General features: G+C 31.1%; 13 protein-coding genes, 2 tRNA genes and 2 rRNA genes (1 of these 17 only partly in view). 1 reads left to right on the top strand and 16 read right to left on the bottom strand.

From position 1 onward, the window contains the following. Window positions 1–117 precede the first annotated feature (117 nt). The 7 genes from ACZ5TJ_RS01740 to ACZ5TJ_RS01710 all read right to left on the bottom strand — a co-directional run bounded on the left by ACZ5TJ_RS01740 (window position 118) and on the right by ACZ5TJ_RS01710 (window position 10,421). Complete coding sequence (locus tag ACZ5TJ_RS01740) at window positions 118–1,125, bottom strand: hypothetical protein (RefSeq protein WP_464200895.1); 1,008 nt, start codon at window positions 1,123–1,125, stop codon at window positions 118–120. 14 nt (window positions 1,126–1,139) lie between these two features. Then, window positions 1,140–2,216 (bottom strand): phosphodiester glycosidase family protein, encoded by a 1,077-nt coding sequence (locus ACZ5TJ_RS01735; RefSeq protein WP_464200893.1) that lies wholly within the window; start codon window positions 2,214–2,216, stop codon window positions 1,140–1,142. Window positions 2,217–2,691: 475 nt separating this feature from the next. Continuing rightward, on the bottom strand, window positions 2,692–4,533 hold the full coding sequence (locus ACZ5TJ_RS01730; protein WP_464200891.1) for an LTA synthase family protein: 1,842 nt from the start codon (window positions 4,531–4,533) through the stop codon (window positions 2,692–2,694). A 21-nt stretch (window positions 4,534–4,554) separates the two neighbouring features. Then, complete coding sequence (locus tag ACZ5TJ_RS01725) at window positions 4,555–6,381, bottom strand: LTA synthase family protein (protein WP_464200889.1); 1,827 nt, start codon at window positions 6,379–6,381, stop codon at window positions 4,555–4,557. Between the two features lie 129 nt (window positions 6,382–6,510). After that, complete coding sequence (locus tag ACZ5TJ_RS01720) at window positions 6,511–7,950, bottom strand: glycosyltransferase family 39 protein (protein ID WP_464200887.1); 1,440 nt, start codon at window positions 7,948–7,950, stop codon at window positions 6,511–6,513. Between the two features lie 282 nt (window positions 7,951–8,232). Further along, the gene (tnpA, locus tag ACZ5TJ_RS01715; RefSeq protein WP_464198428.1) at window positions 8,233–8,688 is read right to left on the bottom strand and encodes an IS200/IS605 family transposase; all 456 of its coding nucleotides are present in this window, start codon (window positions 8,686–8,688) and stop codon (window positions 8,233–8,235) included. Between the two features lie 197 nt (window positions 8,689–8,885). Further along, window positions 8,886–10,421, bottom strand: coding sequence for an AbgT family transporter (locus tag ACZ5TJ_RS01710; protein WP_464200885.1), 1,536 nt, complete (start codon window positions 10,419–10,421; stop codon window positions 8,886–8,888). Between the two features lie 271 nt (window positions 10,422–10,692). Here ACZ5TJ_RS01710 and ACZ5TJ_RS01705 point away from each other — a divergent pair, with 271 nt between their 5' ends. Next, on the top strand, window positions 10,693–12,066 hold the full coding sequence (locus tag ACZ5TJ_RS01705) for a DUF2334 domain-containing protein (protein ID WP_464200884.1): 1,374 nt from the start codon (window positions 10,693–10,695) through the stop codon (window positions 12,064–12,066). A 34-nt stretch (window positions 12,067–12,100) separates the two neighbouring features. On the opposite strand, the gene ACZ5TJ_RS01700 is transcribed toward ACZ5TJ_RS01705, so the two are convergent. The 9 genes from ACZ5TJ_RS01700 to ACZ5TJ_RS01660 form a co-directional block, all read right to left on the bottom strand. Continuing rightward, the gene (locus ACZ5TJ_RS01700; protein WP_464200883.1) at window positions 12,101–12,556 is read right to left on the bottom strand and encodes a VanZ family protein; all 456 of its coding nucleotides are present in this window, start codon (window positions 12,554–12,556) and stop codon (window positions 12,101–12,103) included. 75 nt (window positions 12,557–12,631) lie between these two features. Then, a complete protein-coding gene (locus ACZ5TJ_RS01695; RefSeq protein ID WP_464200882.1) occupies window positions 12,632–13,078 on the bottom strand; it encodes a hypothetical protein in 447 nt (148 codons plus the stop codon). A gap of 160 nt (window positions 13,079–13,238) precedes the next feature. Continuing rightward, window positions 13,239–13,382: a hypothetical protein gene (locus tag ACZ5TJ_RS01690; RefSeq protein WP_464200881.1), complete on the bottom strand. Its 144-nt coding sequence runs from the start codon at window positions 13,380–13,382 to the stop codon at window positions 13,239–13,241. 352 nt (window positions 13,383–13,734) lie between these two features. Continuing rightward, window positions 13,735–13,956, bottom strand: a complete 222-nt coding sequence (locus ACZ5TJ_RS01685; protein ID WP_464200880.1) for a DUF2922 domain-containing protein — start codon at window positions 13,954–13,956, stop codon at window positions 13,735–13,737. Between the two features lie 47 nt (window positions 13,957–14,003). Beyond that, window positions 14,004–14,231 carry a DUF1659 domain-containing protein gene (locus ACZ5TJ_RS01680; RefSeq protein ID WP_045725346.1) on the bottom strand — a complete coding sequence of 76 codons (228 nt, stop codon included), beginning with the start codon at window positions 14,229–14,231 and terminating at the stop codon, window positions 14,004–14,006. Between the two features lie 115 nt (window positions 14,232–14,346). After that, window positions 14,347–14,422: transfer RNA gene (locus ACZ5TJ_RS01675), tRNA-Ala, on the bottom strand. Window positions 14,423–14,427: 5 nt separating this feature from the next. Next, window positions 14,428–14,504: transfer RNA gene (locus ACZ5TJ_RS01670), tRNA-Ile, on the bottom strand. A gap of 7 nt (window positions 14,505–14,511) precedes the next feature. Beyond that, a 5S ribosomal RNA gene (gene rrf / locus ACZ5TJ_RS01665) occupies window positions 14,512–14,628 on the bottom strand. A 55-nt stretch (window positions 14,629–14,683) separates the two neighbouring features. After that, a 23S ribosomal RNA gene (locus ACZ5TJ_RS01660) occupies window positions 14,684–16,978 on the bottom strand; it runs 614 nt beyond the window's last position.

Raw genomic sequence — 16,978 nt, 5'->3', positions numbered from 1 at the left:
TATATAACCTTATATTTATTATTTTTAGCTTTTATACATTTTCTATATCCACATATATTTTTATAATTGTGCATTTTCTATATAAAATAAGGGAGTGCTTTAAAAGCACTCCTTATCTTACTTACCAAATTTAGTTTTATAATATTTGTTATCTACTAAAGTAGCTACACCTTTATTGTAAATTGAAATAAATTTACCTTCATATTTAGTTTCTTGTCCTGATTTTAATTCTTTAACTAAATGCTTTGAATTATAATTTACAAATATTTCCCCATTTTCACCAATAAATATTTCATTGTATTTTACTGGTTCTGTAAGCTTTATAGTACTACTTTTAATATTTGGATCATCTAAATCCTTTTTAATTATTTTGCTTACAGTTACTCCATTGCCCTCACCAATATAGGCAATTCCTTCTGAATCTACTCCAAGTATTTTAGGATCTCCGCCTGATGGAATTGCAATTCTTTCTTTAGGTTGAGTTATGTGTACTATTTGTCCATTCTTAGCCATATATACTAATCTATCTTTAGTTGGCATTAATGCTAAACTACCTAAATTTCTTACAACTATAGGTACTGAAACTGCTTGGCTTTGATTTATATCAACTCTATAAACCATATTGTTGACTCTAACATAGGTAACCCCTGTAATTGTTGAAACCTTTATGTCAAAAGTCTTATATTGACTACTATATTGACATATATCTACCATCTTATCATTTGTTCCCTTTTCAGGATCATAATTATAAAGTGCTATTTGGTAGCCATCTCTTTCTAATGTTAAAAGCTTGTCTCTATCTGCAAGCCAAGTTAATTTTAAAATTTGTCTATCTTCTACATCATCAAAAGTTTTACTTTCTCCAGTAGTTGTATCATACATATTCATATCATATCCATCTTTATATGTTACATATCTACCATCATATGATACTTTAACATCTTTTGCATCCTCTGGAATACTTACATGAACTTCCGGTTTTTCTTCTACTTTTTCTATAGAAACTTGCTCCATTTCAACGTCAGTATTATCTTTAAAATAAAATTTATCTAGGAAAAAAAGTCCAGCACACTGAAGTATAACTGATACTAACATCCAAGCTATAATAATTTTTACTTTTTTCATATGGCTCTCCTTTTTTATTTAACTATAATTGATGAAGCGATATATCTTTCGCCTAGTCCGTTAGAAACTTTGTTTATAACTTCACCATTTAGGTACATAGTAGTTGATTTACCTCCATCTAGGTTTATAGCTGTAACACATTGTCCTTTTGTAAGCATAAGTGTTTGAAGCTCTGTCATTGTACAACCCATTCCTGAAACTAAATCTCTTCCATCTATGACCATCATTACTATAGATCCATCGGCTCTTTGTCCTATTGCAGTTCTTGGTGCAATACCCCAAGCGCCATTTCCACCATCTAAAGGAGTTGGTGCTCCATCTTTTATAAGCACAGGTTTAAAACTTACTGCCTCTTTTACATTTAAGGCTTTAAGTTCATTTATTGAATATTTACCTGCAAGCATTTTTCCTTCGTTTGTTATTGCCATACATTCTGTTTTAGCATTATCTGATTTCAAATCAGAAAATACAAGCTTGCCATTAGATATTATAACTCCAGTTGGTGTTCCACCATTGCCTGTCCAATTTGAATTACTTGAAGTATCAACAAATGATCCTCCATTAATAGCTGCTACTGCATTATTTTTTTCAGCCATTTCTGAAGTTGTTTCTCCTTTTTTATAAAGGTTACTTGTATAAGCTACTTGAACTCTCTTTGGATCTTTAATTACAAGCATTTTTCCGTTATATTTTGCATTTTCAAATTTAAATAATTCTATAGTATTGTCATTTTTACCACTTACTTGGACTACAGAATCATTATTTTTTAAATCTAAATTACTATTATCGCCACCTGAGTTTAATATCTCGTTAATTTTTTCTTTAGATAAAAACCATGTAGCTAAATATTGATGATTTAATGTAGTCATCGCTGAACCTACATATATCCTCTTTGCATTTTCAAAAGGTCCGTATAGAAGTATAAAAGGCGCTGTAACAATAGTAAATATTAATTCAAAAACTATAAAGCATATAAGTGTTTTCCACTTCTTTTTTTTCTTTCTATTACGTTTTATATTTCTGTTCTTATTTTCTCTAAGAGTACTTTCTCTTTCGATGTTGTCTCTTCGCGTATCTTCTCTTCTACTCATCTAAACTCTCCTATAAAGAATAAAATAAAAAAATTCATTTTTATATTATATATTATTTTTAGACATTTATAAACACATTCCATTGCATAAAATTACATATCTTTCTCTATTTAGCTTAATTTTGTATTAAGATTTAATTACATATTTCTTACTTTTTCGTGGTAAATTTATCAATTAGTGTATATAATCGCTCTATTTTTCCAATATATAAATTACTTTTAAAGTGGCTATATTACTTACGTCTAGGCATTTTAAAATTAGTTATTTTATAAATTTATAATCACTTTTCCATTAGTAAGACTTTATTACTTATTATTCCAATACAATTTAATAATATTAAGAAATTTTTTGTTAAAATTTTTTCATTTTGTATGCATTTTCTTTATTCTTGTATATTTAGACACTATTTTTCGATATTTTTAGATAAAAAATGAAGCAAACTACTTTGCTTCATTTATTCTATATTATTAATATTTTAGTTTATTAATCCCCTATTTTCAAAATATTTATTTTTTATAATATATTCTGCTATTTTGTATGCATTTTCCAAGTTATTCTTTTCCTCTTCATTTTTAGGATTTCCAATTACTAAATTACCTTTTATTACAGTTGCATCTCTATCTGTATTTAAAAGATTTCTTCCCATAAACTTAGCATTAGTATTTATTCCTAATAGATATAAAACTGTTGGTGTTATATCGCTTTGTCCTCCAGCTTTACTTATAACTTCACCTTTAATACTTTTTCCATTCTCACCTTTTCCATATATAATTAATGGAATTTTGTGATCATATGGCTTCCACCAATCACCTTCTAAAGGTAAATCTTGAATTTCATCATCATAATATTTATGAACTCCAGCATGATCTCCATATATAAGTAGAACTGTATTATCCATAAGCCCTTCTTTCTCTAACTTATCTATGAACATACCTATTTGTTCATCTGCATAATGAACACTTTGGAAGTATCCACCTAACTTATTTTTATCAATTTCTTCTGGCAATTTAAGCTTCCTATATTTTTCTGGAAGATCAAATGGTCCATGACTTGATAACGTTGGTATACTTGAGAAAAATGGTTGTTTTAATGTTTTTAATTTTTCTGCATATTGAGTAAGGAATGATCTATCTGATATACCCATTCCAAACATCTCAGATGCATCATATGACATAAGATCCCACATGTTAGAATATCCTAATGCATTTGAATGAGCTTCTGACCAATTCCAATCTCCAGCTCTTTCTCCATGAGTTGAAACTGTTGTGTATCCATTTCTATTTAATATTCTTGGCAATGCTTCATATTTAACATCAGCATGAGTTAAAAATGTAATACTATCTCCTAATGTAAGCATTCCTGAGTTAGCCATCATGTCACAATCAATACTGTTACCACCGTTATTTTGCTCATAGAAGTTATCAAAATATAGTGATTTATTAATTAACCTATTTAAATTAGGCGTTATTTCTTGTCCATATACCTTTTTATTTATCACAAAGTTTTCTAATGATTCTATTTGAAGGAATATTACATTTTTACCTTTGAACATACCTTTATATTTATTATCAGGTAACTTTTTATTATTCCATTCAAGCCATTTGTCAGCTTCTTTCATCTCTTCTTCATTAGGTTTCATATTTTTCTTTTCAAAAGTTCTTACACCATCAAATACATAATATCCAATGGGTGATGTATTATTCATTATAGCAAATGGTGACCACTCAGTTTTCATAAATGCTACTCTACCTTTTGTAACATCTTTAACATCTATAAGGTAGTGAGTACCATATATTATAGCTACACAGGCTACTAATCCGCCTATAGCTATTTTTAAATTCTTTTTATAATTGTTTATAAATTTAGCTTTATTTCTTATTATTATAAGAATTGGTATATCAATTATAAATAGTATATCTAGCTTATCTGGATTTATTAAACTTTGGTGTAGTGGATTAAAAGTCTCTCTAAAGAAAATATGTCTAAACCCTAAAAAATTCCTATTAGCCCTATAATACCAAAGGTCTGCTACTAATAATAACGTATATAATGCATCTGCTATTATTAAGTATGTGACTTGTCTTTTTCCCTTAAAGAAAAAAGCTGGTATAACTATTATTGCTAGAAATGCTAAATGTGCTAATATAAGTTCTACATCTATACTTAGTCCCCATCCAATTAGCGTTCTACCAGTTACTGATGACCCTATTAGCATAAAACATATAGTTTTTATAATAAGGTATATAAATATACCAAATTTAAGGATTTTACCAGGCGCTTTTTCCCATAATCTAGTAATCATCTTATTAAGTTTCATAAAATTAATTCTCCTATTTTATTAGTTTACAAGACCTCTATTTACAAAGTAGTCATTATTTATAATATACTCTGCTATTTTATAAGCCTCTTTTAGTCTTTTTCTATCTTCTTCAGTTGGATTACCAATTACTTTACTTCCTTTTAATACAGTAGCGTTTCTTTTAGTATTTAGTAGATTTCTTCCCATAAAATATTTGTTATTTGTATTTATTCCTAAAAGATATAATACAGTTGGTTCTATATCTATTTGTCCACCATAATTGCTTATAGTTTTAGGTTTAATATTTTCTCCATAGATTATTAAAGGTATCTTGTGATCTTGTTTTTTCCACCAATCGCCTTCAAGGGGTACATTTTGTATTTGTTTATTATAATACTTATGAACTCCAGTATGATCTCCATAGATTACAAGTAATGTATCTTTTAAAAGTCCTGATTCTTTAAGGCCTTTTATAAATTTACCTATCTCTTTATCTGTGTAATGAACACTTTGGAAGTATCCACCTAAATAACTCTTGTCTACTTCTTTAGGTAATTTAAGCTCTCTATATTTTTCTTGAATATCAAAAGGACCATGACTTGATAATGTAGCAATTGTTGAATAAAATGGCTCTTTAAAAGTTTTTAATTTGCCTAAGTATTGTTTTAAGAATGATCTATCAGAAAGACCAAATCCAACTTTTTCATCTATATTATATGAGTATTTACCCAAAATTTTATCAAAGCCTAATGCATTTTTATGAGCTTCAGCCCACTTCCAATCACCACCGTTTTCAGCATGATTTGATACTGTATAATAACCATTTTGTGATAATATTCTTGGTAATGATTCGTATTGTACTTCTGGATTTGTTATAAATGTAATTGATTTACCAAGAGTTAATAAGCTTGTATTAGCCATCATATCACAATCTATACTATTTCCTCCATTATTTTGTTCGTAAATATTATCGAAATATAAAGAATGCTTAATTAATTCATTAAGATTAGGTGTTATTTCTTGATTCTTAACCTTTTTATTTATAACAAAGTTTTCTAAAGATTCAACTTGAAGAAATATTACGTTTTTTCCTTTAAAAATACCTTTGTATTTATTATCAGGTAAATTTTCTTTATTCCACTTTAACCATTCATCTGCCTTCTTCATCTGAGATTCATTTGGCTTTTTGAACTTTTTCTCTATTGCAGTCTTAGCTTCATAAATATGATAACCAATTGGTGATGCATTAATCATCTCTCTTTGTGTATGAGAATTTGATCCCATAATTTTAACTTTACCTTTTGTTATATTTTTTATATCAACATTATAACGAACTGAATATGAAGCTGCAACACAGATTACAATTCCTAAGATCCCTATAATAGGTCTTCTATTATAACTTTTATTATAAGTTAATTTTTTAAGCATAAAAATTATTACTGGAATATCAATTATAAATAATAAATCTAAAATATCAGGCTGTATAAGACTATTATCAAATGGATTAAATAAACCTTTATATAATATATCTCTGACTCCTAAATAATATCCACTTGTTCTATAGTACCAAAGGTCTGCTATAAGTAATATAGAGTATAAACAATCTACAATTAATAAATATCTTAATTGATTTTTCCCCTTACATATAAATGATGGAAATATTAAAATTGCAAGTAATGATAAATACTCAATTATTGTATATATATTATTAGGAATGCTCCATCCATCAAAACTTCTTCCCCCTTCTGATGTTCCAACTTTTAAAAATATAATAGTTTTCAGTATAAAAATTACAAAAAATATTAATTTAATAAAAGTAGCATTACTATAAATTCTCTCCTTATTTAAAATATTCTTTAGTTTCATTCCCTCATCTCCATCTTTTATATAAATTTTTTATTAGCTCTTTGAAAACCTTTAATAAAAACATGAATATATAGTAATATAAGTACGCTTTTAATCCCTCATATTACTATATAGTATCTTTGTCCATTTTTAGTTTTTAAATTTTTTTATTTTTTCAAATCCAGATATAGCTAATATAATAAATAACCAACATACTATATATGAATATCTAGATTGCATTTCTGTAGCTAAATAAAATAATCCATAACCACAGAAAATTATATAGAAAAGATTTATTTCTGAATGTTCTTTATATCTCTTCTTATTAAATAAACCTATAAATACTAGCATTAAGATTATTGCATAAATAACTTGTTCGATAATCTTTCCACCAGCATCAAATTTCACTATTATTCCATCATCTGAAACATTAAGTTGTGACCAGAAGATACCACTAAGGTCTCCTTCACTCCATTGTACTGCATACTTACTTAAATAAAAACTTGCAAGTTTACTAATTGGTGTTGTAGTTAATCTTTCATATATCTTATCTTTGCATGCTTTCTCTATAGCATCATAATCAAAATTATATTTTTCTGGAATCGCTGCATCATCTAAGTTCCATCTTCCACCATGCTCAACATTTGTTCCTTTTAATATAATAGTTATTGCAGGTTCTCTACCCTTCCATAGATTATTTTCGGTTATTTTAAATGCTCTTAATGTTGAACTTGCAATTACAAGTATAAGTATAAATGATATTATGATCATTAATATATTTTTTAATTTCTCTTTTACCTTATTGTCAGTATAAATTATTATATACATAACAAAAGCAACTACTGTTATAACAGCTACCATTCTAAATAAATTACCTATTGATAAAAGTGCACCTGATAGAACAAACATATAAGGTTTAACTTTTTTCTTACATGCTAAAAGGAAAATATATATACTAGCTAAATAAAATGGTATTGCTATATTCTCCGTACAAAATACTCCTGTGTATGATATAAAAGGTGGGAATATTGAAGAAATTAAGGCTCCAACTAAAGCATATTTTTTATCTTCAAATATTTCTCTTGATATTAAATATATTAAGTAAACTGTAACTACTCCTAATATTAAATTAACTATTTTCATAGCTAAAAGTGCATTAGGAAAGATCTTTAGCATTAATGCCATATACATTGTCATAACAGTTAAATGAGGAAATCTAGCTATATATCCTGTTCCCCACATCATATCATAATTACCTTGAAGTACAGATTTTGCACTCTCATACATTGTATTAAAATCTGAAACAGGTACTGTATTTATATTTATTAGCCACAGTACTCTTACTATAAATGACCAAAGTAAAATAATTATTAATTTACTTTTGTTAGTTAAAGTCTTATTCTTTAGTAATAAGTACCCTAAAACAATAGTACTTAAAGCAAATATAATTGCAATAAAAGCAGATAAATCTATTCCTTTATAATATGCTTTAACACTTCCTATTGCCGTAAGGACTAAAATAAGAATCAATGGCTTTAACGCTGCACCCACAAAGGTGGTAAAACCATTTTTAAACTTTTTAATTTCCATGTATTTTATTCCTCCTGAATTTATACTTCCATAATTATCTACATAATTTAACAAATATAATTGTATCATATTATTTATCAATTTTCTTCTTATAAATACTTCTTATATTATTCTTTATTTTCTCTAGTAAATAAATCATAACCACCCGTCCAACGGGTGGTTTGCTCTGGGGCTATAAGCCCAAGTGTTACCGGCTAGCGTCTAAAGGCGCTAGCTTTCACTTTGTTCAAGCTACTTGCCTTTGCCGCTTTTGCTACCCCTAAAGGGGTGACGTATTACTTTTTAACCCTTAAAAGGGTCTTCATACTCTCTTACACTTAACTTATCTATCGCTATATCATGTTTTTCTTGCTCTTGAATATATTTCTTTATTGTTGCTTCATTTAATCCAACCGTACTTACATAGTATCCTTCTGCCCAGAAATGTCTATTTCCAAACTTGTACTTTAAATTTGCATGCTTATCAAACAACATTAGTGCGCTTTTACCTTTTAAATATCCCATAAAACTTGAAACACTTATCTTTGGAGGGATGCTCACAAGTATATGTACATGGTCCGGCATTAAATGTCCTTCTATTATTTCTACTCCTTTGTATGCACACAGTTGTTTTATTATATCTCTAACACTTGCCTTGTATTGATTATATATAACTTTTCGTCTATACTTTGGAGTGAACACAATGTGATATTTACACATCCATTTTGTGTGAGATAAACTATTAGTTTTATTAGCCATTAAAATCACCTTTCCTTTCATTATATCGTAGCCTGAACAACTACATTATATCGGAAAGGTGATTTTTTTGTATAACAAACCGCTTCCGCACCCGCATAGCAGGTGGTTTAATGTTTCGTACGCTATTGCGCACTCAACAGGCTTAAAGCCAATAATAAAAATAAAAGCAAGAAGCTTTAAGCTTCTTGCTTTTACTATTACAGCATTAATGCAGCACCAGGTCCAAGTGGTAAACCTAATACGTACCATATTATTAATAATATACTCCATGATATTAAAAATGCTATTGAATAAGGAACCATTGTGGAAATAAGAGTTCCTATTCCTGATTCTTCATCATAAACTTCAGCAAATGCAACTATAAGTGCAAAGTATGTCATAAGTGGTGAAATTATATTAGTTGTTGAATCACCAATTCTATATGCCATTTGAACTAATTCTGGTGAATATTGCATTCCCATTAACATTGGTACAAATACTGGTGCCATAATAGCCCATTTTGCTGATGCAGATCCCATGAATAAGTTGATAAATGCAGATACTGCAATAAATCCTAGGATTAAAGGTATTCCCCCTATTCCTGCATTCTTTAAGAAGTTTGCACCATTAACTGCTATTATAGTACCTATATTACTATGACTAAAGTATGCAACGAACTGAGCTGCGAAGAATACTAATACTATGTATCCTCCCATTGATGACATACTCTTACCCATTAAATGCACTATATCTTTATCACTTTTAATTTCTTTACTTCCAATACCATAAGCTACTCCAGGTACAAAGAATGCCATAGCAATAATTGCAACCATTGAATTCATAAATGGTGATTTTAATATTTCTCCTGTTTCCGGATTTCTAAGTGGTGCTCCTTCTGGAACAACAAGTAATGCCATAACAACTATAAACGCTATTAATGCTATTAATGCAAATTTTAATCCTCTTTTTTCATTTTCAGTTACTTCTTCTAATGTATTTACTTCAGTTTTACCTTTATATTCCCCAAGTCTTGGTTCAACTATCTTTTCAGTTACAATAGTACCTACAATTGTTATTAAAACAGTTGATGCTATTAAGAAATACCAGTTTGAAGCTATAGACACTTCATAACCTGGTTGTACCATTTGTGCAGCTTCTTGAGTTATTCCTGTTAAAAGCGCATCTGTTGGTCCAAATATTAAGTTTGCACTAAATCCACCTGATACACCAGCAAATGCTGCTGCAATACCTGCAAGTGGATGTCTTTTAAATCCTAAAAATACAACAGCACCAAGTGGTATAAGAATAACATAACCTGCATCAGATGCTATATTTGAAACAACTCCAGCAAATACAACAACTACAGTTATTAATCTCTTTGGAGTGCTTATAACTAATTTCTTTAATAATGTTCCAATAAGTCCTGTTCCTTCTGCAACCCCAACCCCAAGTAAAGCAACTAATACAGTTCCAAGCGGTGCAAAGCTTGTAAAATTAGTAACTGCACTTTCAAACATGTATCTAATACCTTCTGGTGTTAAAAGTGATGTAACAGAAGTTGTTATTTCTTTTATTTCATTTGTTTGCCTATCTAAACCTGTATATGTAACACTTACTCCCATACTTGCAAGTATGGCTGATAATACTATAATAAACGCACATAAAATTACAAATATTGTTGCAGGATGCGGCAAAGCATTTCCCACTCTTTCTATAAAACTTAGAAAGCCTTTCTTTTTAATATTTTTTTCCATAAATATCCCCCTTCGTATAATAAACTTTCGTACATTCAATAAATACATTTGTCTTTTACATATGAACATTATATACTGGATTTATGAACATTTCAAGTCTTTAGAAACTATTTATTAATAATTAGTGTGTTTTTGTTAACTTTTTTAACATTTAATCTTATTTTAGTAATCCTTTATTAACCTTAATATTTCCTTATTTTATGTCAATATAAAGGTCTTTAATTTTTTATTATGTTAAAATATATATATCTATATATAAAGGGAGGGAATTATGAAAATAAAAAAATTAGGAAAAAAAATTAAATATATTCTTATAGCTATAGTAGTTTTACTTGCAGCTTATGGAATAGCTTTTTACTTTAGCTTCTTCCAAGGAAATACATATGTAAAGAACGGACAAGTTGAAAGTAAAATAAAACCAAGAGATTTTAAAAGTATATATACTTCTAATGTTAATTTGAATAACCATAAATTAACTAAAGTAAATGGAGTTAAAATATACTTACTTGGAAAAGAGTTACCATCTAATGTAGACGTATTATTAAGAGCTCAAAGGTATTATATTCCACTTAATTATATTTCAACTAAACTAGGATACTCAAAAATTGATAATAATCCTCTTCTATTAAAGAAAGGTGATATTACAATTAAATTATCCGAAAAAGAAGCTTTAATTAATAATAATAAATATAATTTAAGAGGATGGCTTCCAAAATATAATGATGAATATTATATTAGTATCTCAGACATAGAATATATATTCTCATTAACATCCGTATTTAATTTTAAAAACAATTCAATAGAATTATTGAGATCAAACTATAATCGTATAAAAAATTCAAGTGAAAGACTTAAAGATGGTCCTGCCGCATTAATTAGATTAGAAGACTTTTCATCTGGTGGTGCATTATATGAGGATGAAAACCAAACAAAATTAAAAGCTTTAGGAGATTATTTATTTAATAACGATATTAAATTCCATGTGGCTTGGGTTCCAAGATATATTAATCCTAGAGAAAATTTTGATAATGATTTATTAAAAAACAACTGTATCAACAACGTTGGTTTTGTTAACCTATTAGATTATATGATAAATAGTGGTGGTGAAATAGGACTTCACGGATACACTCATCAATCAGGCAATGATGTTAGCCTTTCTGGTACTGAGTTATCAAGCAAATTTAACCCTACAGAAAAAGAAACTAGAACTGTAATTGAAAATGCTCTTAAAACTGCTGATAGTCTTAATATACCAGTTAACTTTTTTGAAAGTCCTCACTATCAAGCAACAAGATTACAAAAAGATATTATAGGTGAATATTTTAAATATTTATATGAACCATACAGTGTTCTATATTATACTGCCCTTAAAGAAACTGATAAAGGGAATGTATTTATACCAGCACCTTTAGGCTATGTTAAAGATAGAGATGTTAAACCAATGGTTAAGAGGATAGATAATCCACCACCATATTTCTTAGCATCACTTTTCTATCATCCAACATTAGAGCTTGAATATATAGATTTTAATACTAAAGATAATACTTTTAATTCTACTTTCTCTAGTGGTTCCTTAATAAAGCCTATTGTAGAAGCTTTAAATAAAAATGGATATTCAACTATTCATGTTACTGATTTTAAATAAAAAAAGATAGTTCCTATATTTAGGAACTATCTTTTTATTTATTTCTTAACCGTCTATTTCTTATATTATTAAAAGTTAGTACTATTAGTGATCCAAATGTACCTCCTGATGTATCTATGAGAACATCAGTAAACCTTCCTGCTCTACCTTCTATAAATGTTTGGTGAAATTCATCAGTTGATGCATAGAAAAATACAAGTATTACTGAGTATATTAAAGACTTCTTCTTACTTATATAGAATCTTAAAACATTAAAGTATAGTAAGCTTAATATTAGATACTCTGTAAAATGTGCTCCCTTTCTAATTATAGTTATTGCTATATCAACATACTTATCACTTATATTTAATCCTAAGGTCTTTAATAAATTTAAAACTGTATCACTTTGTTCATTTGAAATATTAGCTGGTTGATTTGACATATAAAAAATAAATATCATCCATAAAATCATAAGAGCCCAAGCTAATATTTTCTTATTTTTATTGCACATTTATAAATTTTCTCCCATCCATAATAATAAAAATATTATACTATATTTTATTTATGGATGTAAATTTATCAATTACTATCTTTCTTCAACTATATATTTATTTACATATGCTAATGATTCTTCTAATATGCTTTGTCCACGATCAACATTTTCAACCTTTATATCTAAATTACATAACCTTTGATTAACTCCTGTAAGTTCATCCTTTATTTCTTGAAGTAATTTTGTTTCATATGATATTTGAATTCCATCTGGATCTACAAATATTCTTTCTGGAGGATTTCCACACTCAGCACATTTTGCATATATCTTTTTTTTATTAATATCTCTAAATAACTTAAAACTATCATTTTTACAAGATGTACATGATGCTACTAACTCATATCCATTATCATCTCCAACATCATATAAATATTCACTATTACATTCCTTACAAGTAGCCTTAATTTTGTTTTCTATCGTTTCAATATAAAATTTATTCCCACTACATCCTTCTTTATGACACACAACAGTTCTAATCATTTTATCAGCCCCCTAAGTATATTACTAAATAAAATATATTCTACATATATAATATATATTCGTAAGGAAATAATAAAATGCTTATATAAAAAATAGAAATCTAACTCCATATATTAGATTCCTATTTAATGTTCATATATTAAATTTATATAAGCCATATTTAAATCTGAATAGTCTTTATTTCATCTTCAACTTCTTTTATTTTAATATCTATAATTGATGTCTTCTTTCCTGCTAAAATAAGTTCTCGTTTCTCAAGTTTTAAACGCTTAAGGTATTCATTTAATTCTTCTATTTTGGTCACAAAAAACACTCCCTATCTTATTCTTTAAAGGTACTAATGTTTTGTTTTAACGTTTTGATATCTATATTATATGTATGAATAGTCTTTTATGTTCTGCCATAGAAAACGTAAACATCACTTTCGATTATTTGTACATATATTAATTATATAATAATAATTAATGGCTTGTATACTATTAACTTTAGTAATATTTTTTCATTTTATTACATTTTATAGGCATCAAGTTTCTTATTTCTATATATTTTTTATTCTTTTTAAATAATACTATATATTTTAAATAGATTGTTAAGCTCTATTAATTTTATGCTTAAAAGGAGCTACTTTTATAGTAGCTCCTTAAATTTATATTTTATTATTTTACTTCAAAATTAGTAACTTCCTTACTAATTATATTAGCAGATACTTTGCTAACTAATGATCCACCACTTGTAGTAAATATATTATTTGATATTATATATTCCATTATAGAATTTATAGTAGATTCCTCCACATTTTCTTTAATATCTTTAACTGTAATAGTAAACTTCTTATCTAATTCATTTGCAAAACTCATTACTAATGACTTTTCTATCATAAACTAATTCCCCCTTTTTATTTATTCCCCATACACAAATTTAAATATTATTCGCTATCTTTTGAAAGAATGCTATTTTCTTCTTTATCAATAGATATTACTCCATAATTTATAAGATCTGATAAAGATTTTCCCATCTCATATAAAACATCTTCTCCTAAGTTTAAATTAACATTTTTAAATCTTTGGCTCTTAATAATGTCTTTTCCTTTATCATCCTTTCCTTTATTATAAGTAATACTTAAATTCACCTCATTGACTGTTTTTGTAATCATCTTATCATCCCCTTTCACTTAACATATATGCATTAAGCAAAAAAAGTGAAAATTTAATTTACATATATCTAATAATACAAAAAAAGCTATGAACTAATGTTCATAGCTTTCAATATGGTGGAGATAAAGAGATTCGAACTCTTGACCCCCTGCGTGCAAGGCAGGTGCTCTCCCAACTGAGCTATACCCCCAAAAATGGTGGACCTTCAGGGACTCGAACCCCGGACCTACCGGTTATGAGCCGGTTGCTCTAACCAACTGAGCTAAAGATCCTCATTGGACCTGGCAACGTCTTACTCTCCCGCACGGTCACCCATGAAGTACCATCAGCGCTATAGAGCTTAACTTTCCTGTTCGGAATGGGAAGGAGTGTTTCCTCTATGCCATCATCACCAGATATCAGAGTGTTCTCTGAAAATTGCATATGAATTTTTGTTGATCGTCTGTTTTTATTGGTCAAGCCCTCGACCTATTAGTATCAGTCAGCTGAACATGTTACCATGCTTACACCTCTGACCTATCAACCTTGTGTTCTTCAAGGGGTCTTACTAGCTTATGCTATGGGAAATCTCATCTTGAGGTGGGCTTCACGCTTAGATGCTTTCAGCGTTTATCCCTTCCCGACTTAGCTACCCAGCTATGCTCTTGGCAGAACAACTGGTACACCAGAGGTCAGTCCATCCCGGTCCTCTCGTACTAAGGACAGCTCCTCTCAAATTTCCTACGCCCGCGACGGATAGGGACCGAACTGTCTCACGACGTTCTGAACCCAGCTCGCGTGCCGCTTTAATGGGCGAACAGCCCAACCCTTGGGACCTACTTCAGCCCCAGGATGCGACGAGCCGACATCGAGGTGCCAAACCTCCCCGTCGATGTGAACTCTTGGGGGAGATCAGCCTGTTATCCCCGAGGTAGCTTTTATCCGTTGAGCGATGGCCCTCCCACGAGGTACCACCGGATCACTAAGCCCGACTTTCGTCCCTGCTCCACTTGTGGGTGTCGCAGTCAGGCTCCCTTCTGCCTTTGCACTCTACGAACGATTTCCGACCGTTCTGAGGGAACCTTTGGGCGCCTCCGTTACTTTTTAGGAGGCGACCGCCCCAGTCAAACTGCCCACCTAACAATGTCCTGTCACCAGATTCATGGCGTCCAGTTAGAATTCCAGTAATATCAGGGTGGTATCCCAAGGACGACTCCATTAGGACTGACGTCCTAATTTCCCAGTCTCCCACCTATCCTGTACAGATAATACCGAAATTCAATGCTAAGCTACAGTAAAGCTCTACGGGGTCTTTCCGTCCAATCGCGGGTAGCGAGCATCTTCACTCGCACTACAACTTCGCCGGATTTGCAGTTGAGACAGTGCCCAAGTCATTACGCCATTCGTGCGGGTCAGAACTTACCTGACAAGGAATTTCGCTACCTTAGGACCGTTATAGTTACGGCCGCCGTTTACTGGGGCTTAAGTTCACACCTTCGCTTACGCTAAGTGTTCCCCTTAACCTTCCAGCACCGGGCAGGCGTCAGCCCCTATACATCAGCTTTCGCTTTAGCAGAGACCTGTGTTTTTGCTAAACAGTTGCTTGGGCCTATTCTCTGCGACCTACTCTCGTAGGCACCCCTTCTCCCGAAGTTACGGGGTCAATTTGCCTAGTTCCTTAACTGCAATTCTTCCGCCGGCCTTAGGATTCTCTCCTCATCTACCTGTGTCGGTTTGCGGTACGGGCACTACTTCTCTCTCTAGATGCTTTTCTTGGAAGCATGGAATCAGATACTTCGGTTCCGTGGAACCTTCCCCATCACGCCTCAGGATTGTTAAAGCGGATTTGCCTACTCTAACTCCCTAAACGCTTAGACTAACATCCAATAGTTAGCACATCCTATCCTTCTCCGTCACACCATCGATAATAACGATTATAGTGGTATCGGAATATCAACCGATTGTCCATCACCTACGCCTTTCGGCCTCGGCTTAGGTCCCGACTAACCCTCAGCGGACGAACCTTCCTGAGGAAACCTTAGATATTCGGCCTGTAGGATTCTCACCTACATCTCGCTACTGATGCCAACATTCTCACTTGTAATCAGTCCACCGCTCCTTACGGTACGACTTCAGCCCGATTACAACGCTCCTCTACCGCTCACACTAAGTGTGAACCCGTAGCTTCGGTGGTAAGTTTAGCCCCGTTACATTTTCGGCGCAGGATCTCTCGACTAGTGAGCTATTACGCACTCTTTCAATGAGTGGCTGCTTCTAAGCCAACATCCTAGTTGTCTTAGAAATCCCACATCCTTTCCCACTTAACTTACACTTTGGGACCTTAGCTGACGATCTGGGCTGTTTCCCTTTTGACCATGGATCTTATCACTCACAGTCTGACTGCCGGATTAAAAGTATGTGGCATTCGGAGTTTGATAAGGTTCGGTAAGCGCTATGCCCCCTAGCCCATTCAGTGCTCTACCTCCACTACTCACATGTCCGACGCTAGCCCTAAAGCTATTTCGAGGAGAACCAGCTATCTCCGAGTTCGATTGGAATTTCTCCGCTATCCACAGCTCATCCCATGCTTTTTCAACAGCAACGTGGTTCGGTCCTCCACGAGGTTTTACCCTCGCTTCAACCTGGCCATGGATAGGTCACCCGGTTTCGGGTCTACGGCATGCAACTAGTCGCCCTATTAAGACTTGGTTTCCCTTCGGCTCCGTACCTTAAGTACTTAACCTTGCTACATACCGTAACTCGTTGG

The sequence above is a fragment of the Clostridium budayi genome (genome assembly GCF_055396605.1).
Note: the sequence above shows the minus strand (reverse complement) of the source record. Positions and strands in the feature narration are given on the sequence as shown.